Origin of the sequence: Solwaraspora sp. WMMD937 (assembly GCF_029581175.1) — a bacterium.
Taxonomy (GTDB): domain Bacteria; phylum Actinomycetota; class Actinomycetes; order Mycobacteriales; family Micromonosporaceae; genus Micromonospora_E.
Genome location: NZ_CP120738.1, coordinates 1,528,266 through 1,553,755 on the forward strand (window position 1 = coordinate 1,528,266; position 25,490 = coordinate 1,553,755).

At 71.0% G+C, this 25,490-nt stretch carries 20 protein-coding genes and 1 pseudogene; 7 read left to right on the forward strand and 14 right to left on the reverse strand.

Annotation, left to right across the window (positions count from 1 at the left end):
• The first annotated feature begins 205 nt into the window (after positions 1-205).
• Together O7621_RS06580 and O7621_RS06585 are read left to right on the forward strand one after the other, a co-directional pair.
• Positions 206-1,666, forward strand: coding sequence for a DEAD/DEAH box helicase (locus O7621_RS06580; protein WP_282234474.1), 1,461 nt, complete (start codon positions 206-208; stop codon positions 1,664-1,666).
• 67 nt (positions 1,667-1,733) lie between these two features.
• On the forward strand, positions 1,734-2,354 hold the full coding sequence (locus tag O7621_RS06585; protein WP_282233202.1) for a putative glycolipid-binding domain-containing protein: 621 nt from the start codon (positions 1,734-1,736) through the stop codon (positions 2,352-2,354).
• A 6-nt stretch (positions 2,355-2,360) separates the two neighbouring features.
• Here the strand turns inward: O7621_RS06585 and O7621_RS06590 are convergent, their stop codons facing one another.
• Both O7621_RS06590 and O7621_RS06595 read right to left on the reverse strand, forming a co-directional pair.
• Complete coding sequence (locus tag O7621_RS06590; RefSeq protein ID WP_282233203.1) at positions 2,361-3,461, reverse strand: PLP-dependent cysteine synthase family protein; 1,101 nt, start codon at positions 3,459-3,461, stop codon at positions 2,361-2,363.
• Positions 3,462-3,491: 30 nt separating this feature from the next.
• Positions 3,492-3,941: an Lrp/AsnC family transcriptional regulator gene (locus O7621_RS06595; RefSeq protein ID WP_282233204.1), complete on the reverse strand. Its 450-nt coding sequence runs from the start codon at positions 3,939-3,941 to the stop codon at positions 3,492-3,494.
• A 247-nt stretch (positions 3,942-4,188) separates the two neighbouring features.
• Here O7621_RS06595 and O7621_RS06600 point away from each other — a divergent pair, with 247 nt between their 5' ends.
• Positions 4,189-4,449 carry a BldC family transcriptional regulator gene (locus O7621_RS06600; protein WP_347403703.1) on the forward strand — a complete coding sequence of 87 codons (261 nt, stop codon included), beginning with the start codon at positions 4,189-4,191 and terminating at the stop codon, positions 4,447-4,449.
• Between the two features lie 23 nt (positions 4,450-4,472).
• On the opposite strand, the gene O7621_RS06605 is transcribed toward O7621_RS06600, so the two are convergent.
• Positions 4,473-5,102: a UbiX family flavin prenyltransferase gene (locus O7621_RS06605; RefSeq protein ID WP_282233205.1), complete on the reverse strand. Its 630-nt coding sequence runs from the start codon at positions 5,100-5,102 to the stop codon at positions 4,473-4,475.
• Positions 5,103-5,213: 111 nt separating this feature from the next.
• Here O7621_RS06605 and O7621_RS06610 point away from each other — a divergent pair, with 111 nt between their 5' ends.
• Positions 5,214-6,260, forward strand: coding sequence for a terpene synthase (locus tag O7621_RS06610; RefSeq protein WP_282233206.1), 1,047 nt, complete (start codon positions 5,214-5,216; stop codon positions 6,258-6,260).
• 21 nt (positions 6,261-6,281) lie between these two features.
• Here the strand turns inward: O7621_RS06610 and mqnP are convergent, their stop codons facing one another.
• On the reverse strand, positions 6,282-7,208 hold the full coding sequence (mqnP, locus tag O7621_RS06615) for a menaquinone biosynthesis prenyltransferase MqnP (RefSeq protein ID WP_282233207.1): 927 nt from the start codon (positions 7,206-7,208) through the stop codon (positions 6,282-6,284).
• Positions 7,205-8,668, reverse strand: coding sequence for a menaquinone biosynthesis decarboxylase (locus tag O7621_RS06620; protein ID WP_282233208.1), 1,464 nt, complete (start codon positions 8,666-8,668; stop codon positions 7,205-7,207). The genes mqnP and O7621_RS06620 overlap by 4 nt, the downstream gene beginning before the upstream one ends.
• 155 nt (positions 8,669-8,823) lie before the next feature.
• On the opposite strand from O7621_RS06620, the gene O7621_RS06625 reads away from it, so the two are divergent.
• Positions 8,824-10,401, forward strand: a complete 1,578-nt coding sequence (locus O7621_RS06625) for a hypothetical protein (RefSeq protein ID WP_282233209.1) — start codon at positions 8,824-8,826, stop codon at positions 10,399-10,401.
• Positions 10,402-10,481: 80 nt separating this feature from the next.
• Here O7621_RS06625 and ccsB read toward each other — a convergent pair whose 3' ends face one another.
• The 6 genes from ccsB to hemL are packed head-to-tail and all read right to left on the reverse strand — an operon-like array spanning position 10,482 to position 16,552.
• Positions 10,482-11,483, reverse strand: coding sequence for a c-type cytochrome biogenesis protein CcsB (gene ccsB, locus O7621_RS06630; protein WP_282233210.1), 1,002 nt, complete (start codon positions 11,481-11,483; stop codon positions 10,482-10,484).
• Positions 11,483-13,072 carry a cytochrome c biogenesis protein ResB gene (locus tag O7621_RS06635; protein WP_282233211.1) on the reverse strand — a complete coding sequence of 530 codons (1,590 nt, stop codon included), beginning with the start codon at positions 13,070-13,072 and terminating at the stop codon, positions 11,483-11,485. Before O7621_RS06635 ends, ccsB begins: the two co-directional genes overlap by 1 nt.
• Positions 13,072-13,872 carry a cytochrome c biogenesis protein CcdA gene (locus tag O7621_RS06640; RefSeq protein WP_282233212.1) on the reverse strand — a complete coding sequence of 267 codons (801 nt, stop codon included), beginning with the start codon at positions 13,870-13,872 and terminating at the stop codon, positions 13,072-13,074. Before O7621_RS06640 ends, O7621_RS06635 begins: the two co-directional genes overlap by 1 nt.
• The gene (locus O7621_RS06645; RefSeq protein ID WP_282233213.1) at positions 13,865-14,527 is read right to left on the reverse strand and encodes a TlpA disulfide reductase family protein; all 663 of its coding nucleotides are present in this window, start codon (positions 14,525-14,527) and stop codon (positions 13,865-13,867) included. The genes O7621_RS06640 and O7621_RS06645 overlap by 8 nt, the downstream gene beginning before the upstream one ends.
• Before the next feature lies 1 nt (position 14,528).
• Positions 14,529-15,176 carry a histidine phosphatase family protein gene (locus tag O7621_RS06650; RefSeq protein ID WP_123607031.1) on the reverse strand — a complete coding sequence of 216 codons (648 nt, stop codon included), beginning with the start codon at positions 15,174-15,176 and terminating at the stop codon, positions 14,529-14,531.
• On the reverse strand, positions 15,173-16,552 hold the full coding sequence (gene hemL, locus O7621_RS06655) for a glutamate-1-semialdehyde 2,1-aminomutase (RefSeq protein ID WP_282233214.1): 1,380 nt from the start codon (positions 16,550-16,552) through the stop codon (positions 15,173-15,175). Before hemL ends, O7621_RS06650 begins: the two co-directional genes overlap by 4 nt.
• Before the next feature lie 117 nt (positions 16,553-16,669).
• On the opposite strand from hemL, the gene O7621_RS06660 reads away from it, so the two are divergent.
• Positions 16,670-16,999, forward strand: coding sequence for an STAS domain-containing protein (locus O7621_RS06660; protein ID WP_281552162.1), 330 nt, complete (start codon positions 16,670-16,672; stop codon positions 16,997-16,999).
• A 28-nt stretch (positions 17,000-17,027) separates the two neighbouring features.
• On the opposite strand, the gene O7621_RS06665 is transcribed toward O7621_RS06660, so the two are convergent.
• A complete protein-coding gene (locus O7621_RS06665; protein WP_282233215.1) occupies positions 17,028-17,591 on the reverse strand; it encodes a response regulator in 564 nt (187 codons plus the stop codon).
• Positions 17,588-21,952 carry a HAMP domain-containing protein gene (locus O7621_RS06670; RefSeq protein ID WP_278173192.1) on the reverse strand — a complete coding sequence of 1,455 codons (4,365 nt, stop codon included), beginning with the start codon at positions 21,950-21,952 and terminating at the stop codon, positions 17,588-17,590. Before O7621_RS06670 ends, O7621_RS06665 begins: the two co-directional genes overlap by 4 nt.
• 111 nt (positions 21,953-22,063) lie before the next feature.
• Here O7621_RS06670 and O7621_RS06675 point away from each other — a divergent pair.
• Positions 22,064-24,142: pseudogene (locus O7621_RS06675) on the forward strand (SpoIIE family protein phosphatase); the annotation flags it as partial.
• A 77-nt stretch (positions 24,143-24,219) separates the two neighbouring features.
• Here O7621_RS06675 and O7621_RS06680 read toward each other — a convergent pair.
• Positions 24,220-25,485 (reverse strand): FAD-binding oxidoreductase, encoded by a 1,266-nt coding sequence (locus tag O7621_RS06680; RefSeq protein ID WP_282233216.1) that lies wholly within the window; start codon positions 25,483-25,485, stop codon positions 24,220-24,222.
• Between the last annotated feature and the right edge of the window lie 5 nt (positions 25,486-25,490).

A 25,490-nucleotide genomic window follows, 5' to 3' on the forward strand; every position in this document is an offset into this window, starting at 1 on the left:
CTACCGCGTGCTCATGGGCGATCTTGCGGGCGATTCAACGGTGCACACCGGAACGGGCCATTCGCGAAGATCCGCCCCGCTCTGAGAGGTTTTCTTGACCACCTTCGCTGATCCCAGCACGTTCCCCTCCGTTCTCGACACCGTGCCCGAAGCCGCCGACCTGCCGGCGGAGCCGGCGACCAGCCAGACCGCCGAGCCGGTCGTCGTGGCCACGGCCGCCGGGCCGGTTGCCGCCGAGCCTGACTTCGCGGCGCTCGGGTTGCCCCGGCAACTGGTCCGGACGCTCGCCCGGGAGGGCATCACCACTCCGTTCGAGATCCAGCGCGCCACCGTGCCCGACGCGTTGGCCGGCCGGGACGTGCTCGGCCGGGGCCAGACCGGCTCCGGCAAGACCCTGGCGTTCGGCCTGCCGTTGCTGGCTCGGATCGCCGACGGCCGCCGAGCCCGCCCACTGCGGCCCCGGGCACTGATCCTGGTCCCCACCCGCGAGCTGGCGATGCAGGTCAACGACGCGTTGTTCCCGCTGGGCCGGGCGGTCGGGGTCTTCCTCAAGACAGCGGTCGGCGGCGTCCCGTACGACCGGCAGATCGATTCGCTGCGTCGCGGTGTGGAGATCATCGTGGCCACGCCGGGGCGGCTCGGTGACTTGATCCAGCGCGGCGTCTGCCAGCTGGACGACATCGAGATCACCGTCCTGGACGAGGCGGACCAGATGGCCGACATGGGCTTCCTGCCGGAGGTCACCGAGCTGTTGGCCAAGACTCCGGCGGATGCTCAGCGGCTGCTCTTCTCGGCCACCTTGGACAACGACGTCGACACACTGGTCCAGCGGTTCATGACCGACCCGGTCACCCATTCCACCGCGCCGGCCACCGCCGCCGTGACCACCATGGACCATCATCTGCTGCTGATCCCGCCGAGCGACAAGTTCGCCGTGGCTGCTTCGATCGCCGCCCGTTCCGGGCGGACCATGATGTTCGCCCGTACCCAGCTGGGCGTGGATCGGCTGGTGGACCAGCTGGCGTCGGTCGGGGTGCGGGCCGGTGCCCTGCACGGCGGCAAGACCCAGCGGGTACGCACCCGTACCCTCGCCGAGTTCAAGGAAGGGCGGACGAACGTCCTGGTTGCCACGGACGTGGCCGCCCGAGGTATCCACGTGGACGGGGTCTCGCTGGTGGTGCACGTCGACCCGCCGAAGGACCCCAAGGACTACCTGCACCGGGCGGGGCGGACCGCGCGGGCCGGCGAGTCCGGCGCGGTCGCCACCCTGGTGCTGCCGAAACAGCGGCGCAGCACCCTGGCCATGCTGGAGAAGGCCGGGGTGGAGCCGGCCCAGACCCGGGTACGCCGCGGCGACGCCGCGCTGTCCGAGCTGACCGGAGCAACCGAGCCGAGCGGCGTACCGATCGTGAACGAGCCGGAGCCGCCCCGGCAGTCCCGCGCGCGGGGGGACCGGTTCCGGCCGGACCGCACCGACCGCTTCCGGGGGCGGGGCGACCGCTCCCGATCCGACGGGGCTGACCGCTTCCGGGGCGACGGCGAGCGGGGTGCGCGGGGTGGTGCCGACCGCGCCGGCCGCGGTGGCGCCGACCGGGCGGGTGGTGACCGGCGGCGCGGCGGTGGTGACCGGCGCTTCACCGATCGGCGGCCGAGCCGCAGCTACTGACGCGCGTGCGTGGCCGGCGCCGGCGACCCGCTCCGCGGCGGCTCGTCGGGCCGGTACGGTCGGGAACATGCCGACGTTGCCGAAATCGATCGTCTGGACGCGGACGGACACCGGCGGTGCCGATCAGGTCCTCTTCGACGACCAGCGCGGGCTGACCGCTCGCGGGGTGGCGGTGGCGGCGGCGCCACTGCCGTACAGCTGCCACTACGAGCTCGCCACCGACGAGCAGTGGGCCGCCGTCCGGCTCACCGTCACCGTCGAGGGTGCCGGCTGGCTGCGGACCGTACGGATGGAACGGGCGCTCGGCCGGTGGCGGGTGAGCACCGCCGAACAGGGTGACCTGGACCGTGCTCTGCGGTCGGCCGGGCGCAGCCCGGTCGGCCTGCCAGGCACCGAGGAACCGGGCCGGCTCGACGCGGCGTTCGACGTCGATCTGGGCGGGGCGCCGCTGTTCAACACCCTGCCGATCCGCCGGTTGCGGTTGTCGGAGCAGCCGGTCGGGCAGGAGCACCGGCTGGTCGCGGCCTGGGTCCGGGTGCCGAGCCTGGAGGTGATACCGATGGAGCAGACCTACACGGTGCTCGACGCTGACCGGGTCCGGTACCGCAGCGACAGCTTCACTGCCGATGTGATGGTGGATCCGGACGGGTTCGTGCTGCACTACCCGGGGCTGGCGCAGCGCGCCTGATCCCGATCAACGCACGTCGGTCGGCCATTCGCCGGTACGCAGGAACTGTTCGGCCACGGCCCGGTACGGTGCCAGATCGATCCCGTGCCGGGTCAGCCAGTCGGCCGAGTAGTAGCTGGCGGCGTACCGTTCGCCGCTGTCGCACAGCAGCGTCACCACCGAGCCCTGCTCGCCGGCGGCCCGCATCTGTGCGATCAGCGCGAACGCGCCCCACAGGTTGGTGCCGGTCGATCCGCCGACCCGCCGACCCAGCAGTTCGCTGGCGATGCGCATGGCGGCCAGTGAGGCGGCGTCCGGGACCTGGATCATCCGGTCCACCACGGACGGCTGGAAGGACGCTTCGACGGTCGGCCGACCGATCCCCTCGATCACCGACCCCCGGCCGGTCGAGGTCGACCAGTCACCGCTGCACCATGCCGGGTAGAAGGCGGAGTTCTCCGGGTCGACGACGCAGATCTTGGTGCGGTGCCGCTGGTAGCGGACGTACCGGCCGATGGTGGCGCTGGTGCCGCCGGTGCCGGCACCGACCACGATCCAGTGCGGGACCGGGTGCCGTTCCAGCGCCAGCTGGGCGAAGATCGACTCGGCGATGTTGTTGTTGCCCCGCCAGTCGGTGGCCCGTTCGGCGTAGGTGAACTGGTCCATGAAGTGCCCGCCAAGGTCTTCGGCGAGCCACCGTGCCTCGATCACTACCGCGGCCGGGTCGCGGACCAGGTGGGAGCGGGCACCGTGGAACTCGATCTGGGCGATCTTCTCCGCCGAGGTGCCGGCGGGCATCACCGCGACGAACGGCAGGCCGAGCATGCGGGCGAAGTACGCCTCGGAGATGGCGGTGGAGCCGGACGACGCCTCGACGATCGTGGTCCGCGGCCCGATCCACCCGTTGCACAGGCCGTAGAGGAACAACGAGCGGGCCAGCCGGTGCTTGAGCGAGCCGGTAGGGTGCACCGACTCGTCCTTGAGGTAGAGGTCGATGCCCCAGGACGGGGGGAGTGGGAACGGCAACAGGTGGGTGTCGGCGGACCGGTTGGCGTCCGCCTCGACCTTGGCGATCGCGTCGGTCACCCAGGCCCGGCCGGCGTCGTCGTACCGGTCCAGTTGATTCACTCGCAGACGGTAACAAGTGACCTCGCCGTATCACCCGGTCAGGGGGCGGGGCCGGTTCTCCCATTTGGTGGACAGCGTGACGCTGGTCCGGGTGTTGGCGATGCCCGGTGTCCGATTCAGCCGCATGATGAGCTGTTCCAGCTCGGCGATGGTGCCGACCCGGGCGAGGCAGAGGAACGACTCGGTGCCGGCCATGAAGTAGCAGGACTCGATTTCCGGCATGTCGCGCAGCGCGTCGAGCACCGCCTCGGTGTCAGCACCTGAATCTTCGACCAGTCCGATCAGGGCGGTGACGCCGAGGCCGACCGATTCCGGCTGTACGTCGGCCCGGTAGCCGCGCAGCACGCCGGAGGTTTCGAGCTTGCCGATCCGTTCGTGTACGGCGGGTGCGGAGAGTCCGACCTGGCGGGCGAGTTCGGCGTAGGAGAACCGGGCGTTGCCGCGCAGCAGGTCGACGAGCCGGAGGTCGATGGCGTCCACGGGATGTAGACCCTAGTGCCTGTCGCGCGCCCGGGTGGCCCGCTGGTCGACGAGCTGGGGTAAATTACAACATAGGGCGCAAATCCTACCGGTTAACTGCCCAGTCGGGTAGCTTTCCTCATTTCCCGGACACGGCGGTCGGCCGGTGCTCTAATGGCCGTACGTCTGGCACTACGGCATCTGGCACACGGTCCATCGGGGGGCTGACTGGCCACGCCAGAGCCGTCGTGGACGCGAGGAGGGGACCGTGGACACTGGAGATCGTCTGCTGACGCCGGGCGAGGTGGCCGCGCTGTTCCGTGTCGACCCGAAGACCGTCACACGATGGGCAGCGGCCGGCCGGATCGGCAGTATCCGAACTCCCGGAGGCCATCGCCGGTTTCGGGAGTCCGAGGTGCGTGCGCTACTCGAAGGCGAAGGCGTGCTGGAGGAGATGCAGGCGGAAAGCGCGGAGACCACCCGGCCCCGGCACACCGAAAACGGATCAGGAGCGGCCGGGCCGTACTGACACCGGCGGTACTGAGCCGGTGGTCACGGCCGGTCCGCGCCCAACTCGCCGGACCACCGCCGGAACAGATCGTGCGGTACGCCGAGCGCGTCCAGCACCTTGCCGGCGACGAAGTCGACCAGCTGGGCGGCGGTGGCCCCGGCACCCGCACCGTAGAAGCCCGGACTGGCCGGCAGCACCACCGCCCCCGCATCGTGCAGGGCGAGCAGGTGCTCCAGGTGACTGCGGGTCACCGGGGTCTCCCGGGGGACCAGCACGACCGGCCGGCGTTCCTTGAGGTTCACCTCGGCGGCCCGCTGCAGCAGATCCTTCGACAGCCCGATGGCGATGCCGGCACAGGCGGCCGTGCTGGCCGGTACGACCACCATCCCGCGTACCTGGTACGAGCCACTGCTCGGCCCGGCGGCGAGATCACCCGCCGGCCAGAACCGTACGTCCGCGTCGTCCAGCCCACGGCCGAGCCAGCGGGCCAGGTCGGCGTGCCAGTGACTGTCCCGCAGCGGCGCGCCTGTCTCGTCGAGCAGGGTGAGCCGGGCCGCGCGGGACACCACCAGGTCGACCGGATGGCCGGCGTCGAGCAGCGCGCGGAGCACCGCGGCCGGGTACGGCGTACCGGACGCCCCGGAGACGCCGATCACCCATGGTCTTCTCATCGAAATCCCTGTTCGCGTGGCTGGTCGCGGGCTGTCGCCGGTGCCCGGTCACCCCATAGGGTAAGACGACCCGCCTTACGGACACATTGGCAGCAACTTCGCAGGCAGCCCATGGACTCCCGCAAATTCACCCCGTCGCCACACCGCCGCGACATCCCGTACGGCTCTGCCTACCTCGACGGGCCGGCCGCCGAACTGCTCGGCGAACTGCTCGTGGAGTTGCGCGCCGCGTGCCCGCTGCCCACCGTGCTGTCCCCGTACGCGGCGCAGGCCGACGCCTGGCTGCCCGGCTGGCTGCAGCGGTGCGGCCTGCCACCGGGCACCGCCACCCACCGTCGGCTCGCCGGGGCCCGAATCGGCCGGTACGCCGCCCGGCTCTATCCGGGTGCGCCGATCGGCCGGCTGCGTGTGGTAGCCGCCATGTTCGCCTGGTTCTTCCTGCTCGACGACGAGTTCGACGGGGTCGCGGATCCGCAGGAGGGGAGGTTGCGCCAACTCGCCGACGAAGTGCTGGCGGTGCTGCGCAGTGACCCGGCGCCGGGCAGTCACCCGGTCATGGCCGGGCCGCTGCGCCGGATGCTCGCCGGTCCGTGGCAGACCGTGCGCCAGTCGATGCCCGACTGGTGGCACCGACGGTTCGTCGAGGCGGTGGCGGAGCACCTCGACGGAGCGGTACGCGAGGCGGCGAACAAAGCGGCCGGTTACCGCCCCGGCCCGGACGAGTACGTCGAGTTGCGCCGAGCCACCTCGGCGGCGCACGTGGCGTACACCCTGATCGAGTACGCGACCGGCGACCCGGTGCCGGACGCCGTCTTCCACCACCCCCGGGTGCGCGATGTCCTTGTCGCCGGCAACGACCTGCTCTCCTGGTACAACGACTTCTTCTCACTGCCTCGCGACCTGACCACCGCCGGCGGTCACAACCTGGTGGTGGCGGTCGCCGAGACGCGGCGGGTGCCGATCGGCGACGCGCTGGTCATCGTCGCGCACCGGTGGCGGGCCGAGATGGCGGCGTTCGGCGCACGCCAAGCCGAGGTGCCGTCGTTCGGGCCGGACCACGACCGGGCGGCGCGCGGCCTGCTGGCCGGGGTCGGATACGCCGTCCGCGGCACCATCGACTGGTCGTTCGAGAGCGCCCGCTACCAGCAGCGGCGCTGACCCGGCCGGGGCGGTCAACGGTCAACGCAGGCCGAGCCGTACCACCAGATCGACCAGGGCGAACGCGAACAACGCGATGCCGACGAAGCCGTTGGCGGTGAAGAACGCCCGGTTGACCCGGGACAGGTCGGTCGGCGTCACCACCAGATGCTGGTAGCCGAACGCCACCGCGGTCAACGCCAACCCGATCCACCACGGCCAGCCGAAGCCGACCAGCACGCCGAACCACCCGAACAGGGCGAACGTCACCAGGTGCGCCACCGTCGAGGCGTGCAGCGCGAAACGTCGACCGTACCGGGCGGGTACGCTGCGTACCCCGATTTCCCGGTCGACCTCGGCGTCCTGACAGGCGTAGATCAGGTCGAAGCCGCCGATCCACAGCCCGACCGCCGCGCCGAGCAGGATCGCCGGCCCGGCTCCGTCGAAGGTGCCGGTGACCGCCAGCCAGGCACCGACCGGGCCGACCAGCTGGGCCAGCCCGAGCACCGCGTGCGGCCAGTCGGTGAACCGCTTGGCGTACGGGTAGACCACCAGCGGGACCGCCGCCAGCGGGGCGAGCGCCAGGCAGAGCGGGTTCAGCGCGGCGGCGGCGCCGAGGAAGACCACCAGCGCGACCACCGCGCCGGTCCAGGCCGTCCGGACGCTGACCGCCCCGGTCACCAGTTCCCGACCGGCGGTACGCGGATTGCGCGCGTCGACGTGCCGGTCGATGATCCGGTTCGCGGCCATGGCGAACGTCCGGGCACCGACCATCGCCACGGTGATCAGCAGCAGGTCGAGCCAGCGGACGCCACCGTCGAGGCGGGCCATCACGGTCAGCGCGGACAGGTACGCGAACGGCAGCGCGAAGACCGAGTGTTCGATCGCGACGAGCCGTAGGAAGGCTCGGATCCTGCCGACCGGGGCGGCGGGCGCGCCGGCCGGTCCGGCGGTGGCTGCGGCGCTCACGAGATCCCGTACTCCCGCCACCGCTTGTCCACCAGCGAGACGATCTCCGGAGACATCGTCATCTCCTGCGGCCAGCCCCGGGTGTAGCCCTCGGTGGGCAGCTTGCGGGTCGCGTCCACGCCGGCCTTGCCGCCCCAGAACTGCTGGTACGACGAGTGGTCGAGGTGGTCCACCGGGCCTTCGGTGAGCAGCAGGTCGCGGGCGTAGTCGACGTTGCCGAAGGCGCGGAACGCCACCTCGTGGTAGTCGTGCACGTCGCAGTCGTCGTCGACCACGACGATCAGCTTCGACAGCGACAGCAGGTGGGCGCCCCAGATCGCCGACATGATCTTCTGGGCGTGCTTCGGGTAGCGCTTGCGGATCGACACGATCACGCAGTTGTGGAACACCCCGGCGGCCGGCAGGTCGTAGTCGACGATGTCCGGGATCAGCATCCGCAGCAGCGGCAGGAAGATCCGTTCGGTGGCCTTGCCGAGCCCGTGGTCCTCCTGGGGCGGCTTCGAGGTGATGATCGAGTGGTAGAGCGGGTCGCGCTGCGTGGTCATGCATTCGATGTGCAGCACCGGGAACGGTTCGACCGGGGTGTAGAAGCCGGTGTGGTCGCCGAACGGGCCCTCCGGCAGCCGCTCGCCCGGCTCCAGATAGCCCTCCAGCACGATCTGGGCGTGCGCCGGCACCTGCAACGGTACGGTCTTGCAGTCGACCATCTCGACCCGCTGGCCGCGCAGGAACCCGGCGAACAGGTACTCGTCGATGTCGCCGGGCAGCGGTGCCGACGCCGAGTAGCTGACCACCGGGTCGCAGCCGATCGCCACCGCAACCGGAAGCCGCTCGCCGCGCCGTTCGGCGACTGCGTGGTGGGCGGTGGAGTCCTTGTGGATCTGCCAGTGCATCCCGAGCGTGGTGGGCGAGTGCTGCTGCAGCCGGTACAGGCCCAGGTTGCGCTTGCCGGTCTCCGGGTGCTTGGTGTGGGTCAGCCCGTAGTTGTGGAAGATCCCGCCGTCGCCGGGCCAGACCTGCAGCCCGGGCAGCCGGTTCAGGTCGACGTCCGCACCGGTGTAGACGACCTCCTGGCAGGGCGCGGTCTTGACCTTGCGCGGGGGCAGCGAGGTGAGCTGCATGACCTTGCCGAGTCCGTCGCGGATGCCGGACCAGCCGACCGGCAGGTCGGGCTTGATCATCGCCCCGATCCGGTCGCCGATCTCGTTCAGGTTCTCGACGCCGAGCGCCATCGCGGTGCGCTTCTCGGTGCCGAACAGGTTGATCGCCACCGGCATCTCGCCCCGGGTGGGCCGGTCGAACAGCAGCGCCGGCCCGCCGGCCCGCACGGTCCGGGTGACGACCTCGCTGATCTCCAGCGTCGGATCCACCGGTACGTCGACCCGCCGCAGCTCACCGGCCGTCTCCAGCGCCGCGACGAAGTCCTTCAGATCCTGGTACGGGAAACCTGGAGCCGCCATACCGCCAAGTCTGGCCTACCTGGCGGCCGGTGCCACCACCCGGGGCGGTGATTCGCGCCGCGTCCGGTTCATCCCGTCTTGGCCTTGCGGGGCGGCGTGCTGCCGGTCGGCCCGCTTAGGATCGTGCGTCCCTCTCACTTCCCATAAGGACACCCATGGTCTTCGACGGATCCCGGCGGCATCTCTCGGCCTGCCTGGGGGTTTCACTGGTGGCCGCCGGCGCGCTGCTCGTCGCCCTGCCGACCGCCGCGTCAGCCCAGAGCGAGGATGGCTACCTGGAGTTCTGGCTCAACGACGTCACCATCGGCGGCCCCGGTTCCCCCGGCAAGTACGTACCGGCGCAGATCTACCTGTCTGACGGGATCGTCGACCCGCTGGTCACTGTCGACGTCTCCGGGCTGGCCGGGGTCGTCGACGTCGAGTTCCCGTCGCGATGCACCGCCGACGTTGGCACCGTCACCTGCGAGTTGGACCTGTTCGACGCCGGCCCGTACGGATCCTTCGTGATGCCGATCGGACTCGCCGCCGCGAGCGGCGCCGACGTCGGCGACAGCGGGCAGATCAGCTGGACGGCTTCTGCGGCCAACGCCCGCGACAACCCCGGTTCGGCAAGGATCACTCTCGGCGACGGCCCTGATCTGGTGGTCACCAGCGGCGGCGAGGACCTCGGACTGGTGGCCCCCGGTGAGACGGTCGCGGTGCCGATCGACGGCTACAACGCCGGCAACCAGCCGACCGACGGACTGCAGTTGATCTTCAGTGGTACGGCGATGGAGCTCACCCGGTACGACAACTGCTCGTACACGACCTTCCCGGACGACAGCTACGCAGTGTGTGACATCGACCTCGAACTCGCACCGGGAGAAGGCTTCGAGATCGTCGGCGGCTTCGAAGTCACCCCGACCGAGACCGCGCTGCGCGAGTCCGCCGACTACACGGTGCTGCCTGGTGGCGAGGTCAGCCTGTCCGCCCGGGCCGGACTGACCCGGGGAAGTGGCCGGACGCTCGGCGCCGTGACGACCGGCGGTCCGGCGATGGGCCGGGCCGCCGCTGACCTCGACGAGCTGGACAACATCGGTTACGTGTCGGTCGAGGTCGACAACCAGGCGGACATGGCCGCGGTCGGCGCCACTGCCGAGGGCGTGGTCGGCGACACCGTCCAGGTCACTCTCGGCGCCGCCAACCTGGGGCCCGGGACGGTGACCCGGCGCAGCGGTGACCCGGCGGTCCACTTCGCCTTCCACACCCCGGAGGGCACTGAGGTCACCGAGGTGCCGGAGGGGTGCTACACGCTCGACGAGAACGGCTTCCCAAGCGGTGCCGGGCCGGGCGAATCATGGTACGTGTGCGGTAGCCCGGACTGGATCTCCCGGTCGGGCGAGGAGTTCGAGCACACCTTCACGTTGCTGATCAACGAAGTGATTCCGGACGCCGAAGGCCTGGTCGAGATCAGTGACTGGGACGGCTCGCCGGAGCCGTGGTACGACCGGAACCTGGACAACAACGAGGCGCTGGTGCTGATCAACCCGACCGGCGAGCAGCCGGGCACCGGCGGTGGGTCAGGCGGCGGGTCCGGTGCCGGCGGCGGACTGCCGGTCACCGGGGCCAAGGCCGGGCTGGTCGCGGCGGGTGGCGCCGCGATCCTGATCGCCGGCGTGGTGGTCCTCCTGCTCGGCCGGCGCAAGCGGGTCGTGCTGGTCACCGGCGACGACGAGACCGGTTCGTCGAAGTAACGCGACACCAGTTCGCTGACCCGGGGCGGGTCGCAGAGGTCGGAGAGATCCCGGCGGATGCGGCCCGCCCCGGTCGGGCGTCACGCGTACGAGTGCAGGCTTTCGAAGAAGTAGTTGACCCCGAACAGGTTCATCAGCATGGTGAGGAAGCCGAGGATCGCGATCCAGGTGACCGTGGTCCGCCGCACGCTCGGGGTCGCCCGGGCGTGCAGGTAGCCGGCGTAGATCACCCAGGAGATGAACGCCCAGGTCTCCTTCGGGTCCCAGGCCCAGGCCCGGCTCCAGGCGTGTTCCGCCCAGATCGCCCCGGCGATCACCGCGAAGGTGAACACCGGGAAGCCGATCGCGTGCAGCCCGAAGGTGAGCCGTTCCAGCGAGGCGGCGGCCGGGACCCGCTTGGCGAGCAGGTAGGGGAAGCCACGCCGGCCCTGCTCGTAGCCGGACCGGAGCAGGAACATGGCGGCCGGGACCGAGCCGAGCAGCAGCAGACCGGAGGACGCCATGATCGTCGAGACGTGGATGCTGTACCAGTAGGACTGCAGGGCCGGCACCAGCGGCGTGATCGGGGTGTAGAACACCAGGCCGGCCAAGCCGAGCAGGGCCACCATGACGAGCGCGACGAACAGGCCGAGCAGCCGCAGCGACGGCCGGCGGTAGACCAGCACCAGCCAGGCGGCCACCCCGACGAAGGTGATCGCCAGCACGTACTCGTACATGTTGCCCCACGGCAGCCGCTCGGCGGCGACCCCTCGGGTGACCAGGCAGGCCAGGTGGAACAGGGCACCCAGCACGGTGGCGCCGACGGCGAACCAGCCGGCGAGTCCGACCGCCGGCCAGCCGGTCCGCTCGCTGCCCGTACCCGTGGTCTTGTAGCTGGCCGGACCGGTCAGGTCGGATCCGGGCGCCGGCTGCGCGGGCCCGCCGCCGGTCCCGGCAGCCGCGACGGCGGCGAGTTCGCGGTCGGGCACCGATGCGGCGGCGGTACGCCGGGTGCCGAACCCGGCTTCGACCGCGTGGCAGATCATCGCGAGCAGGTACGCGAAGATCGCCACCACCAGGAGTTGATCCGACAGTGCTGACATCAGTGCCGTCCTTCCCGTGGCCCGGCGTCGCCGCCGAGCGCCCGGATGAGCTCCCGGAACTCGTCGCCGAACCCGGGATGGTCGGTGCGCGGCAGCCCACCGGCCTCGACCAAGCTACTACCGGGTGTCGTTGCAGCTGCGTCGGGGCCGGCCGGTGTGACCCGGAACCACAGCCGGCGTCGTCGGCCGAACAGTGCCGGCATCAGCCCGAGCAGCAACGCCGCCGAGCTGGCCAGCAGCAGGCCACTGCCGGGATCGTGCCGGACCGACAGGGTCACGTACTGCGAGATGTCGAGAAATTCGATGGTGGTGCCGTCGTCCAGGGTCATGGCCTCGCCGACCCGCAGCAGCTGCGGGTCACCGACCGGCAGCAGCCTGCCGGCCTCCACCTGCCGCTGGTCGATCTGGTAGACCGAGCCGGGGATACCGGCGTCCAGCCCAAGGTTGCCCCGGTACGCCCACAGCATCACCGCCGGGTCGCGCAGCTCCGGGTGGGTGGAGCGGACATACGGCGGCTGCTGCGGGGCGGACGGCAGGAAGAGCCCTTCGAAGGCCACCTGGAGCTGCGGATCACGTTCGCCGTTCGCCGGGTCGACGTTGGCGTCCGGGAAGCTGGCGACCCCTTCGCTGGTCAGCATCCCGTCGACGGCCAGGAACGGCGCGGAGACGGTCTGCGCCTGCCCGTAGCGGTCGGTGTAGCGCAGCACCGGCACGTAGCCGTGCCCGAGCAGGTAGATGTTGGCGCCGTCAAGGCGCAGCGGGGAGTTCACCGAGAACGTCTCGGTCCGGGCGGCACCGCCGTCGGCGTCGACCCGCACCTCGGCGGAGTAACTGGCCGGCTGTCCGGTGTCCAGGAAGGCGGCGGTGAAGTTGGTCAGCTCCAGGCAGAACCGGGGCAGGTCGCGGTCGGAGATCCGCGGGCCGAGCCGGTACTCGTCGTACTGCTGCACGGTGTTGCAGAACGCGGTGTCCGGCCCGGCGACCAGCAGCCGGTTGCCGTTCCAGCCGAACCAGCTGCCCACGGCGACCCCGAGCAGGACGCCGATCAGCGACAGGTGGAAGACCAGGTTGCCGGTCTCCTTCAGGTGGCCTTTCTCGGCGGCGACGCTGTCCTCGGTGACGGTGACCCGCCAGCGACGGCGGCGCAGCTCGGCGGCGATCGCGTACCGCGCGGCGGTGGGTGCGTCGCCGGTCGCGGCGTCGCCGGCGGTGGCCCAGCGGGCATGTTGCGGCAGCCGGTCCAGCCGGCGCGGCGCGGCCGGTGGCGCGGCCCGTAGCGCACGGATGTGCTCGCGCAGCCGAGGCACGATGCAGCCGACCAGTGAGGTGAACAGCAGCAGGTAGATCGCCGCGAACCAGGTCGAGGCGAACACGTCGAACATGCCGAGCCGGTCGAGCGCCGGGGCCAGCCGCGGGTTCGCCGCGAAGTACGCGTTGACGTTTTCGATGTTGACGTCGCGTTGCGGCAGCAGCGAACCGGGGATCGCCGCCACCGCCAACAGGAAGAGCAGAATCAGCGCGGTCCGCATGCTGGTCAGCTGCCGCCACGAGTTGCGCAGCAGAGCCAGCGCCGGATTCGGCCGGGACATCAGATGCCGACCTCGCCGGCCCCGACGGTGGCCTGGAACCAGATGACGAAGTCGGTCCAGGCACCGGTGACCAGCGCCGCCCCGACCAGGATCAGCATCGCCCCGCCGACCCGGGTGACCCAGCGACTGTTGCGCCGGATCACCGTGAACACGCCGAGCAGCCGGCGGAACGCCAGGCCGAAGACGACGAACGGCAGACCGAGTCCGAGGCAGTACGCCACGGCGAGCGCCACCGCCCGGTCGGTCTGGCCGCTGACCGTCGCCATCCCCATCACCGCACCGAGGGTGGGGCCGACGCACGGCGTCCAGGACAGCGCGAATACCGCGCCGAACACCGGGGCGCCGACCAGGCCGGCCTCCGGCAGCCGGCGTACCCGCACCTCGCGTTGCAGGCCGGGTACCAGACCGAGGAAGGCGAGCCCGAACAGGATGATCAGCAGCCCGACGCCGATCTCCACCGGCCGCTGGTAGACGAACAGGTGGCGGCCGACGCTGGCCATCAGGATCGCGGTGAGGGTGAAGACCACAGTGAACCCGCTGATGAACAGCAGGGTCCCGGCCAGCACCCGGCCGTGCCGGCCGCCGAAGGAACTGCCGGCACCCGCGCCGCCACCGCTGCCGCTGCGGCCACCGGCGGCGTCGAGATCGGAGCCGGCCAGTCCGGTGACGTACGACAGGTAGCCGGGGGCGAGCGGCAGGATGCACGGGGAGAGGAAACTGACCAGTCCGGCCAGCGCGGCCAGGCCGAGAGCCAGCAGTACCGGACCGCCCCGGGCGATCTCGGCGAACGTCTCACCCATCGGCCGGATCCGGCTCGGTGCCGGTGCCGGACGCCTCGGCATCGTCGCCGGTCGCCTCGGCGGCGACCTGTTCGACCAGCGGCTGCAGGTCGTCCTGACGGATCTCGGCGCGTACGACGGTGGCGATCCGGCCGCTCCGGTCGATGATCATCGTCGCGGGGATGCTGTTCGGCGGGATGTTGAAGTCCAGGGCGAGCCGGCTGGCCGGGTCGAACAGGCTCGGGTACGTCACCCGGCCCGCCTCGAAGGCGCGTGCCTTGTCCCGTTCGTCGCGGACGTTGATGCCGAGGAACCGCACCCCCCGGTCCCGGGTCGCCTGGTAGGTGGCCTCCAGGTCGGCGGCCTCGGCCCGGCAGGGCGGGCACCAGGAGCCCCAGAAGTTGACCACCAGGACCTGGCCCCGGTACGCCGCCGGATCGAACGCGGAGCCGTCGAGCAGCTCGGCGTCCAGCTCCGGCGCTGCCGGCCGGTCGTCACCGGTGCACCGGATCACGCCTCGCTGATCGGTCTCGCAGTCGGTCGCCCAGTCGCTGGCCGCGCAGCCGGTCAGGGCGAGCGCGGCGGCCAGCGTACCGGCGAGAAGGACGGCAGACCGGGCGAGCCCGGCTCCAGACCGGCGGCCCGGCGCGATCAGCCCACGACGTGCCGACCGCATCTCAGGCGCCCTTGGCCGTCCGCGCCGACGGCGACATGGCGATCAGGTGGGCGGCCGGCTCGGAGTAGCCAATGCCGACCACCTTCGCGTCCTCGAAGTGGATCGCGGTCAGGCTGGCCAGGCCGCACTGCCGGCGGCGCGGGTCGTGCCAGAGCCGCTTGCGTTCCAGGTAGCGGCGCAGCGTCCAGATCGGCAGCTGGTGGGAGACGCAGACTGCCTCATGGCCCTCGGCGGCGACCCGGGCGGCGTGCACCGCAGCGAACATCCGCTCGGCGATCGCCGTGTATGCCTCGCCCCACGACGGGGTGACCGGATCGCGCAGCACCCACCAGTTGCGCGGGTCGCGGAACGACCCGTCGCCGGGGGAGACGCGCCGGCCCTCGAACCAGTTGGCTGACTCGATCAGCCGTTCGTCGACCGAGACCGGCAGACGGAACTGGGCCGCGATCGGCTCGGCGGTCTCCTGGGCGCGTTCCAACGGACTGGCGACCACGTGCACCACGTCCCGGTCGGCGAGGGCCTGGCTGGCCGCCTTCGCCATCTGCACACCGAGTTCGGAGAGGCGGAAACCGGGCAGTCGGCCGTACAGGATCTTCTCCGGGTTGTGGACCTCGCCGTGTCGCAGTACGTGGACGACCGTCCGTTTCATCCGTTGTCCCCCAGCGTCGGTGCCCGCAGCGTGCCGTCCGCCGCCGCCGCCGCCGCCGCAGCGGCGGCGGCGGCGGCGGACGGCAGCGCCGCCGCGAGCTGCTCCAGGGCGGCGTCGTCGATCGCCGCCGAGACGAACCATGCCTCGAACGCGCTGGGGGGCAGGTAGACGCCGTGCGCGAGCATCGCGTGGAAGAAGGCCCGGTACGCGTCGACGTCCTGCCGGCGGGCGCCAGCGTAGTCGGTGACCTCGGCGTCGGTGAAGAAGATCGAGAACATGGTGCCGGCGGTGGAGAGCCGGTGCGGCACCCCGGCGGCGGTGAGCGCCCCGGTGGCCAGCTCGGCGACCCGGGTCGCGGTGTCGGCGAGCTGCCGGTACAGGTCGGTGTCGGCCAGCCGGAGCGTGGCCAGCCCGGCGGCGCAGGCCAGCGGGTTCCCGGAGAGCGTGCCGGCCTGGTAGACCGGGCCGGCCGGGGCCAGCTGCCGCATGATCTCGGCCCGGCCACCGAACGCGGCGGCCGGCAGGCCGCCACCCATCACCTTGCCGTACGTGTAGAGGTCGGCGTCGACCGGCTCCAGCTCGGCCCAGCCGCCCCGGGCCACCCGGAACCCGGTCATCACCTCGTCGACGATCAGTAGCGCGCCGTGCGCGTGGGCGATCCGGGCCAGCGCGGCGTTGAAGCCGGGGGCCGGCGGCACCACACCCATGTTGCCGGCGGCCGCTTCGGTGATGATCGCGGCGATCTGGTCGCCGTGTTCGGCGAAGGTCGCCTCCACCGCCGCCACGTCGTTGTACGGCAGCACGATCGTCTCGCTTGCGGCGGCACCGGTCACCCCGGGCGAGTCGGGCAGCCCGAGGGTGGCCACCCCGCTGCCGGCGGCGGCGAGCAGTGCGTCGACGTGGCCGTGGTAGCAGCCGGCGAACTTGACGATCCGGGGTCGACCGGTGTGCCCCCGGGCCAGCCGGATCGCCGACATCGTCGCCTCGGTGCCGGAGTTGACCAGCCGGATCTGCTCCACCGGGGTACGGTCGACGATCTCGGCGGCCAGCTCCACCTCGCCGGGCGTCGGCGTACCGAAGCTGGTGCCGTGCGCGGCGGCTGCGCTGAGCGCGGCGACCACCTCGGGGTGGGCGTGGCCGAGGATCAGCGGTCCCCAGGAGCAGACCAGGTCGAGGTAGCGGCGGTCGTCGGCGTCGAACAGCCACGGGCCGGACCCCCGGACCATGAACCTGGGGGTCCCGCCGACCGCCCTGAAGGCGCGCACGGGCGAGTTGACCCCGCCAGGGATGATCCCGGTGGCGCGGTCGAACAGGGCCTGGGATGCGGGCGCGTGCGCCGGGTACGGGCGGGCGCCGGCAGTTTCGGTGGCAGTCACGGCCCTGCCATTGTGGCAGCGTCACCAGGCGACCGCACATCCGACCCTGCCCAACGCCCGGGTTGCGGCGACCGCCGTACCAGGGCCGGGTTCGCGCTGTCGCGATACGCTGGCCGGGTGGAGCGGGCGGAGTTGTCGATCGCGTTGCGGCGCACTCCCGACGAGGCTGTGCTACGCCTCGTCGGTGAGATCGACATGCTCACCGCCGCCCAGCTGTCCACTACCGTCAACGATCTGCTCGGTGACGCGCCGGCCCGGATCGTGCTGGACATGGCCGGTGTCACCTTCTGCGACTCGCAGGGGCTGGGCACCCTGGTGGTGCTCACCCGCAAGGCCAGCCACGCGCAGAGTCTGCTGCTGCTCACCAACGTCGGCGAGTTCCTGCACCGGGTGTTGAACATCACCGGGCTGCGGTCGGCGCTCACCATCCGCAACGGCGCCGGCTGACCCGGGCCGGCCAACTCGGCCGCTGCGGTCAGCCGACCCGGCCGTCGCCGCCCCAGCGGGCCGTCTCCAACTCGTCGGCGACCTCGGCCGGGTTCACCTCGCCGTCGCGCAGCCGGGCGGTTGCCCGGTCGATCGCCGCACGCAGTTGCCGTACCTGTTCGTCCCGCTGCCGGACCAGGTCCGCCTGGGTGGCGAGTTGGCGGTTCTTCATCCAGAGGTCGACGAAGACGCTGACCTTGGCCCGCAGCACCCATGGGTCGAAGGGCTTGATCAGGTAGTCGACCGCGCCGGCGGCGTACCCGCGCAGGGCGAGTTGGGCGTCGCGGTCCGCAGCGGTCAGGAACAGGATCGGTACGTGCCGGGTGCGTTCGCGACGCTTGATGTGGTTGGCCGTCTCAAATCCGTCCATCTCCGGCATCTGGGCGTCCAGCAGGATCACCGCGAAGTCGTCCACCAGCAGCTTCTTCAGCGCGTCCTCGCCGCTCTCCACCGCGACGGCCTGCACCGGCATCCCCTGCAGGATCGCCTCCAGAGCGAGCAGGTTGTCCCGCCGGTCGTCCACCAGTAGTACCTTCGCCGATCCGGCAGTCACGAGTTCAACTCCTCAGCCGCGTTGATCCAGGTCACCATCAGGGTGATCAGTTCATCCAGGTCCACCGGTTTGGTGATGTAATCCGTCGCCCCGGCCTGCAGCGCGGACTCCCGGTCACCCGGCATCGCCTTCGCGGTCAGGAAGACAACCGGCAGGTCCGCGAAGCGTTCGTTGCGGCGGATGATCCGGGTCGTCTCGTAACCGTCCTGGTCCGGCATCATCGCGTCCATCAGCACGATGTTCACTTCGGGGCGTTCGGCGAGTTTACGTACGCCGTCGACCCCGTTGTCCGCGTAGATCACGGTCATCCCGTGCAGCTCCAACGCGCTGGTCAACGCGAAGACGTTGCGGACGTCGTCGTCGATGATCAGTACGGTGGCCCCGTCCAGCCGCCGGGTGGTCGGCGGTTCGGGGCGGTCCACCTCGATCGGCCGGGTCAGCGGTGGCAGCGCGGTGCGGATCGGCGCCGCGGCCGGCAACGGTGCTGGCGGCAGCACCGCGTCGGTGTTGAGCACGTCGGGAACGTACAGCGTGAAGGTGGATCCTTCGCCCGGCACCGACGAGACAGAGATTGCACCGCCGATCAGCCGGGCCAGGTCGCGACTGATCGACAGGCCGAGGCCGGTGCCGCCGTACCGCCTGCTGGTCGTTCCGTCCGCCTGCTGGAACGCCTCGAAGATCAGCGAGAGCTTGTCGTCGGAGATGCCGATTCCGGTGTCGATCACCGTGAAGGCGACCACCTGGTCGGCGGTGGACAGTGCGGGTTGTTCGAAGGTCAGGTCCGGCGGGGCGGGGGCGATCTGCAGCGTCACCGACCCGGCGTCGGTGAACTTCACCGCGTTGGACAGCAGGTTGCGCAGGATCTGCTGCAGCCGCTGCGCGTCGGTGACGACCGCCGGCGGCAGGTCCGGCGCCACCTCGACGCGTAGTTCCAGCCCTTTCTCGTCGACCTGCGGCGCGAACGCCTGCTCGACGTACGACCGGATCTCGCCGAACGGCACCTCGGCCGGCTGCACGTCCATCCGGCCGGCCTCGATCTTCGACAGGTCGAGGATGTCGTCGATGAGTGACAGCAGATCGGAGCCGGCACTGTGGATGGTCTTGGCGAACTCGATCTGCTTGCCGGTGAGGTTGTCGTCCGGGTTGTCGGCCAGCAGCCGGGCCAGCAGGAGCAGCGAGTTCAGCGGGGTACGCAGCTCGTGGCTCATGTTGGCCAGGAACTCCGACTTGTACGCCGAGGCCCGGGACAGCTGCTGGGCCTTCTCCTCCAGGCCGATCCGGGCCAGTTCGATCTCCCGGTTCTTGGTCTCGATGTTGCCCTTCTGCTCGGACAGCAGCCGGGCCTTGTCCTCCAGTTCGGCGTTGGTGCGCTGCAGCTCGGCCGACTGGGCCTGCATCTCGTTGGCCAGCCGCTGCGACTGGGCGAGCAGCTCCTCGGTGCGCTTGTTGGCCTGGATGGTGTTGACCGCGATGCCGATCGTGGCGACCAGCCGCTCCAGGAACGCCAGGTGCAGCTCGGAGAAGGCGGCGACGGAGGCGAACTCGATCACTCCGAGCATTTCGCCTTCGAACAGCACCGGCAGCACCACGTGGTCCCGGGGCGGGATGCTGAGCAGACCGGAGCGCAGGGTGAGCGCGCCGGTGGCGCCGGCGCCGACCCGGATGGTCCGGCGGGAGACAGCGGCCTGGCCGACCAGCCCTTCACCCGGACCAAAAATGATCTTGTGGTCCCGGGCCACGTAGCCGTACGCGGCGGTGAGCCCGAGGCGGGTCACCCCGTCGTCGGCGTCGGCGAGGAAGAACGCGCCGAGCTGCGCGTCGACCAGCGGCGTCACCTCATTCATGATCATGCGACAGACCTCGCCGAGGTCCCGCTGCCCCTGCAGCAGACCACCGATCCGCGCCAGGTTCGAGTCCAGCCAGCCCTGCTCGGCGTTCTTCTTGGTGGTGTCCCGCAGGGTGACGATCATCTGGTTGATGTTGTCCTTCAGCTCGGCGACCTCGCCCTGCGCCTGAACCGTGATGTGCTGGGTCATGTCGCCACGGGTCACCGAGGTGGAGACCTGCGCGATCGCCCGCAGCTGGGTGGTCAGGGTGGACGCCAGCTGGTTGACGTTCTCGGTGAGGTCGCGCCAGGTGCCGGAGACGCCCTTGACCTGTGCCTGACCGCCGAGCTCCCCCTCGGTGCCGACTTCGCGGGCGACCCGGGTGACTTCGTCGGCGAAGGATGAGAGCTGGTCGACCATGGTGTTGACGGTCGATTTGAGTTCGAGGATTTCGCCCTGTGCGTCGACGGTGATCTTCTGGGAGAGGTCGCCCTTGGCGACCGCGGTGGTGACCGAGGCGATGTTGCGGACCTGGCTGGTGAGGTTGGAGGCCATCGAGTTGACGTTGTCGGTGAGGTCGCGCCAGGTGCCGGAGACGCCCTTGACCTGTGCCTGGCCGCCGAGTTTGCCTTCGGTGCCGACTTCGCGGGCGACCCGGGTGACTTCGTCGGCGAAGGATGAGAGCTGGTCGACCATGGTGTTGACGGTCGATTTGAGTTCGAGGATTTCGCCCTGTGCGTCGACGGTGATCTTCTGGGAGAGGTCGCCCTTGGCAACCGCCGTGGAGACCTGGGCGATGTTCCGTACCTGGGCGGTCAGGTTCGACGCCATCGAGTTGACGTTGTCGGTCAGGTCCCGCCACGTCCCGGCCACCCCGCGCACCTGTGCCTGGCCGCCGAGTTTGCCTTCGGTGCCGACTTCGCGGGCGACCCGGGTGACTTCGTCGGCGAACGAGGACAGCTGGTCGACCATGGTGTTGACGGTCGATTTGAGTTCAAGGATTTCGCCGCGTGCGTCGACGGTGATCTTCTGGGAGAGGTCGCCCTTGGCGACCGCGGTGGTGACCGAGGCGATGTTGCGGACCTGGCTGGTGAGGTTGGAGGCCATCGAGTTGACGTTGTCGGTGAGGTCGCGCCAGGTGCCGGAGACGCCCTTGACCTGTGCCTGGCCGCCGAGTTTGCCTTCGGTGCCGACTTCGCGGGCGACCCGGGTGACCTCGTCGGCGAACAGCGACAGTTGGTCGACCATGGTGTTGACGGTCGACTTGAGTTCGAGGATCTCGCCGCGTGCGTCGACGGTGATCTTCTGGGAGAGGTCGCCCTTGGCGACCGCCGTGGAGACCTGGGAGATGTTACGGACCTGACTGGTCAGGTTGCCGGCCAGCTGGTTCACGTTCTGCGTGAGGTCACGCCACGTCCCGGAGAGCCCTCGGACCTGGGCCTGACCACCCAACTTGCCTTCGATACCGACCTCGCGGGCGACCCGGGTGACCTCGTCGGCGAACCACGACAGCTGATCCACCATCGTGTTGACCGTCGACTTCAGTTCGAGGATCTCGCCCTGCGCGGCGACGGTGATCTTCTGGGACAGGTCGCCCTTGGCGACCGCCGTGGAGACCTGGGCGATGTTGCGGACCTGGGCGGTCAGGTTCGACGCCATCGAGTTGACGCTGTCGGTCAGGTCCTTCCAGGTGCCGGCCACGTTCGGCACCTGGGCCTGCCCGCCCAGCTTGCCCTCCGTACCGACTTCGCGGGCGACCCGGGTGACCTGCTCGGCGAACAACCGCAGCGTGTCGGTCAGCATGTTGATCGTGTCGGCGAGCTCGGCGACCTCACCCTTGGCCGACACGGTGATCTTCTGCGACAGGTCGCCCCGCGACATCGCGGTGGCCACCTGGGAGATCGACCGGACCTGGTGGGTCAGGTTGGAGGCCATCGAGTTGACGTTGTCGGTCAGGTCCTTCCAGGTGCCGGAGACCCCCTTGACCCGCGCCTGGCCACCCAGCTTGCCCTCGGTGCCCACCTCGCGGGCGACCCGGGTGACCTCGTCGGCGAACGACGACAGCTGGCCGACCATCGTGTTCACCGTCCGGCCGATCCGCAGGAACTCGCCGCGCAGCGGCTGTCCGTCGATCTCCAGCTCCATGTGCTGGGACAGGTCACCTTCGGCGACCGCCCGGATCACCCGGGCGATCTCGGTGGTCGGTCGACCCAGGTCGTCGATCAGCGCGTTGATCGCCTGGTGGTTGTCCGCCCAGGCACCACCGAAGCCCTCCTCGTCGAGGCGTTCGCTGAGCCGGCCGTCCCGGCCGACGATTCGACTGATCCGGCGCAGGTCCAGGTGCTGCCGTTCCTGCAGCGAGACCACCTCGTTGAAGGCGTCGGCAACCTCGCCGGCCACCCCGACCCGGCGGGGCAGCCGTACCTTCAGATCCCCCTGCCCCACCCGGCGCAGTGCCTCGGCGAGCTCGGTCAGCAGCGCGGTCTCGTCGATCGCCGGCCGTTGGTCGGAGGACAGCTGTTTCGCGCTGGTCATAACTCCTCGCTCAGCTCTGGGAGTGGGCTGACCTCATCATTGCTCGACTACCGTGGCAGATGCGAGGCGCATGCCCGCACCAATCGGTCAGGGGATCGGAGGAACCGGCAGGTGACAGCTAGGGCCGAGCGTTCCGCCACCGGCACCGGGAGTGAGCATGTCCGGCGGGTTCGTCTGCCGGCCGACCGACGGACCCCGGCCACCGCACGTGCGGTAGTCAGATCGGTGCTTTCCGAAGCCGCCCTGGATGAACTGATCAACGAGGCGCTACTGCTCACCACCGAGCTGTCCACCAACGCGGTCGTACACGCCGGCACCGAGCTGATCATCGAGGTGGTGGCCGACCCGGTCGGGCTGACCGTCACGGTCACCGACTTCGCCGCCGGCCCGATCGAGAACGTCGCCGCGCTGCCCCGCAACGAGCGGCAGAACATCTCCGAGGTGTCCGAGCGGGGCCGGGGCCTGCTCCTCGTCGACCACTTCGCCAGTCGGTGGGGCACCACCCACCTGCGGACCGGCAAGGGGGTCTGGTTCCGGCTCGACCGGCACGGCACCCCACCGGCACCGGACGACTGGTTCCCGCCGTGGCCGGCCGGCACCCGGCCGGCACCCGCCGCCGACGATGATCACCACACCCGGCCGCCGGCCGCGCCCAGCGCCGGGACACTCGCCGCGCTGATGCAGGCCGGGCCGGAACCGCATGCCGACGATCCGCTCGCGGACCTGGCCGGCAGCCTGCTCGCCCGGGTCGCGGACCTGGTCGGCGCGGCCGGTGGCACCGTCCGGCTGGACCGTGGCGACGGCAACGGGGTCCAGATCCTGGCGCGGTACGGCCGGCAGCCACGCTCCGGTGAACTGCTGCGCGTACCGCTGACCGTGCACCGGCCGTACTCCGGGGAACTCGAACTCGACGCCGCACCGTCGGACTACGCCCGGCCGCTGGCCGCGCTCGTCGCCGAACGGCTCTCGCTGCACCTGGAGAACGACCGGCTGCGCCGCGCCGACCTGCGCCGGCAAACCTGGCTGACCTTCCTGGCCGAAGCGAGTGAACTGCTCGCCCAATCACTCGACGTCGACCTGACAATGGCGTTGATCCCGCAGCTGGTGGTACCCCGGCTCGGCCGGTGGTGCGCGGTGCACACCGCGGACGAGTGGGGCCAGCTGCAGTTGGCCGCCGCGAGCCACGCCGACGAAACAGTCCTGCCCACACTGCACGCCGCGCTGCGCGAGTCCGGCCCTGACTCGGTGCTGGCCCGGCTGCGGGAGGCGTCGCGCAGCGGATCACAGGTGCCGCTCGGCGCGCCGATGGAGGGCTTCGCCGTACCGCTGGTGGCCCGGGGCCAGCGGCTCGGCACCCTCGCGGTCGGCCGGCACCAGCGGCACCGGCACGACCCGGACGAGGTGTCGGTCCTGGAGGACGTGGCCCGGCGGGCCGCGCTGGCCATCGACAACGCCCGAATCCATCAGGAGCGCCGACGGGTCGCACACACCCTGCAACAGTCACTGCTGCCGCCGGGACTGCCCACCATCGGCGGGATCGGGCTGGCCGCCGAGTATGTGCCCAGCGGCGACGCGGTCGAGGTCGGCGGGGACTTCTACGACGTGGTGCCGCTGTCGGAGGGCCGCTGGCTGGTGGTGGTCGGCGACGTGTCCGGCAAAGGGGTGCAGGCTGCCACCGTCACCGGGCTGGTCCGGGACGTCATCCGGGTGCTGGTACGCGACGGCAAGGCGTTGCCGGAGGTGCTGGCCCGGCTCAACGACACGCTCGTCGAACGGGGCGGTGGCCGCTACTGCACGCTCGCGATGGCCGCCGTGACGGTGACCGCCGACCAACAGCTGGACGTCCGGCTGCACCTGGCCGGCCACGACCGGCCGGTGCTGATCAGCGGGTACGGGCAGGCCCGGTTCGTCGGTGCCGGCGGCACGGCGCTCGGGCTGCTGGAGGAGATCGTCGCACCGTCGGTGGACCTCAGCCTGGCACCCGGCGACTCGCTGGTCTTCTACACCGACGGGATCACCGAGCGGCGCAACGGGCGGGAGCTGTTCGGCGCCGAGCGGCTGCGCCGCGCGGCGGCACCGCTGGCCGGCTTCTCCGCCGACGTGGTGGCGGCCCGGCTGCGTACCACGACGCTGGACTTCTCGGTCGAGGCACCTCGCGACGACATCGCGATCCTGGTGATACGTAACGAGCCGGCGGCGAAGGCCGGCCCGGCCGGCCTTCGCCGCCCACCCAGACCAGCGCGTGACCGACTGACCGGGTGACCCGGTCACGACCCGCCGGTGAACCGGCCGGGCGCCAGCCGGTGCTGCGGGTCGAACCGTTGCTTGAGCTCAAGTAGCCGGGGCAGGCCCGGCCGGTGGCCCCAGATGTCGACGGCCTGTCGGACCTCGGCGGGCGCGGTCAGCACCACGCAGCTGCCGCTGCGCGCCAGCAGCACCGACCGGACCGTCGCCAGGGTCTCGGCGACCCGCTCCGGCGTGGTCGACCCGGGAAGTACGGCGTGCACCAGGCCGGTGCCGACCGAACCGCGAACACCGATGGGTGCGCCGACCGCGTCGCGCACCGCGTAGATCGCGGCGTGCAGGTGCGCGGCCGGTACGTCGAGCCGTAGGGCGATATCGGTGGCGGTGAACGGGTAACGCCGCCACCAGACCGGCGGTCGGGCGGTGTCGACGGCGTCCCCGCCGAGCAGCGCCGCCGCCCGGCCGGCGCGTTGCCGGTTCAGACCCGGCTCGCCCTCGAACAGCACCGCGAGCTGCCCGCCGGGCGGCACCTGGGACGGCCGGACGGTGCCCGCGGCGTGTGCCGGCAGGTCCAGCTCGACCGCCACCGGGTGCAGCCCGTCGACGGTCAGCTCGCCGACCAGGTCGCGTACCTCCAGCGGGGTGTGCACGGTACGTCGCACCCAGCGTCGGTCGGCCGGCACCGGCTGCAGCCGGACCGTCGCGGCGACCAGCACCGCCAGGGCCCCCTGCGAACCGCAGAGCAGCTGGGGCAGTTCGTCACCGGCGTCGTCGGTCTCCGCCGCCCGGACCAGCCGCCCGGCGGCGTCGACGTAGTCGACCCCGGTCACGTGCCGGCACGGCGGACCGTGCCGGTGGCTCAATGGTCCGGTCTCGTCGGTGGCGACGATCCCGCCGACCGTCGCCGACGCGGAGGGCGGGTCCAGCGGCATCCGCCAGCCGGCCCGGCCGACGGCCTGCTGCGCGGTGTGCAGCGGGGTGCCCGCGCCGACCCGGACGGTGCGTGATCCTGGCGGGCGGTGCCAGACGCCGGCCAGCCGGGAGGTGTCCAGCACGATGTCCACCTGGGATGGTGGAGTCCACCAGTCCAGTTTGCTGCCGGAGCCGCGGGGGATCAGGGTCAGATCCCGGTCGGCGCACAGGCGCAGCACCTCGGCGGTCGCCGAGGCCGTGCCCGGTGCCGCCACCCAACGCGGAGCGGCGGCCGCCACCTCGTCGTTCGGCCCGGCGTCGCGCACGTGCGCGGCACCACAGATCTCAGCCAGTCGAGCGGCCACGTCCTGAATCACCGTCG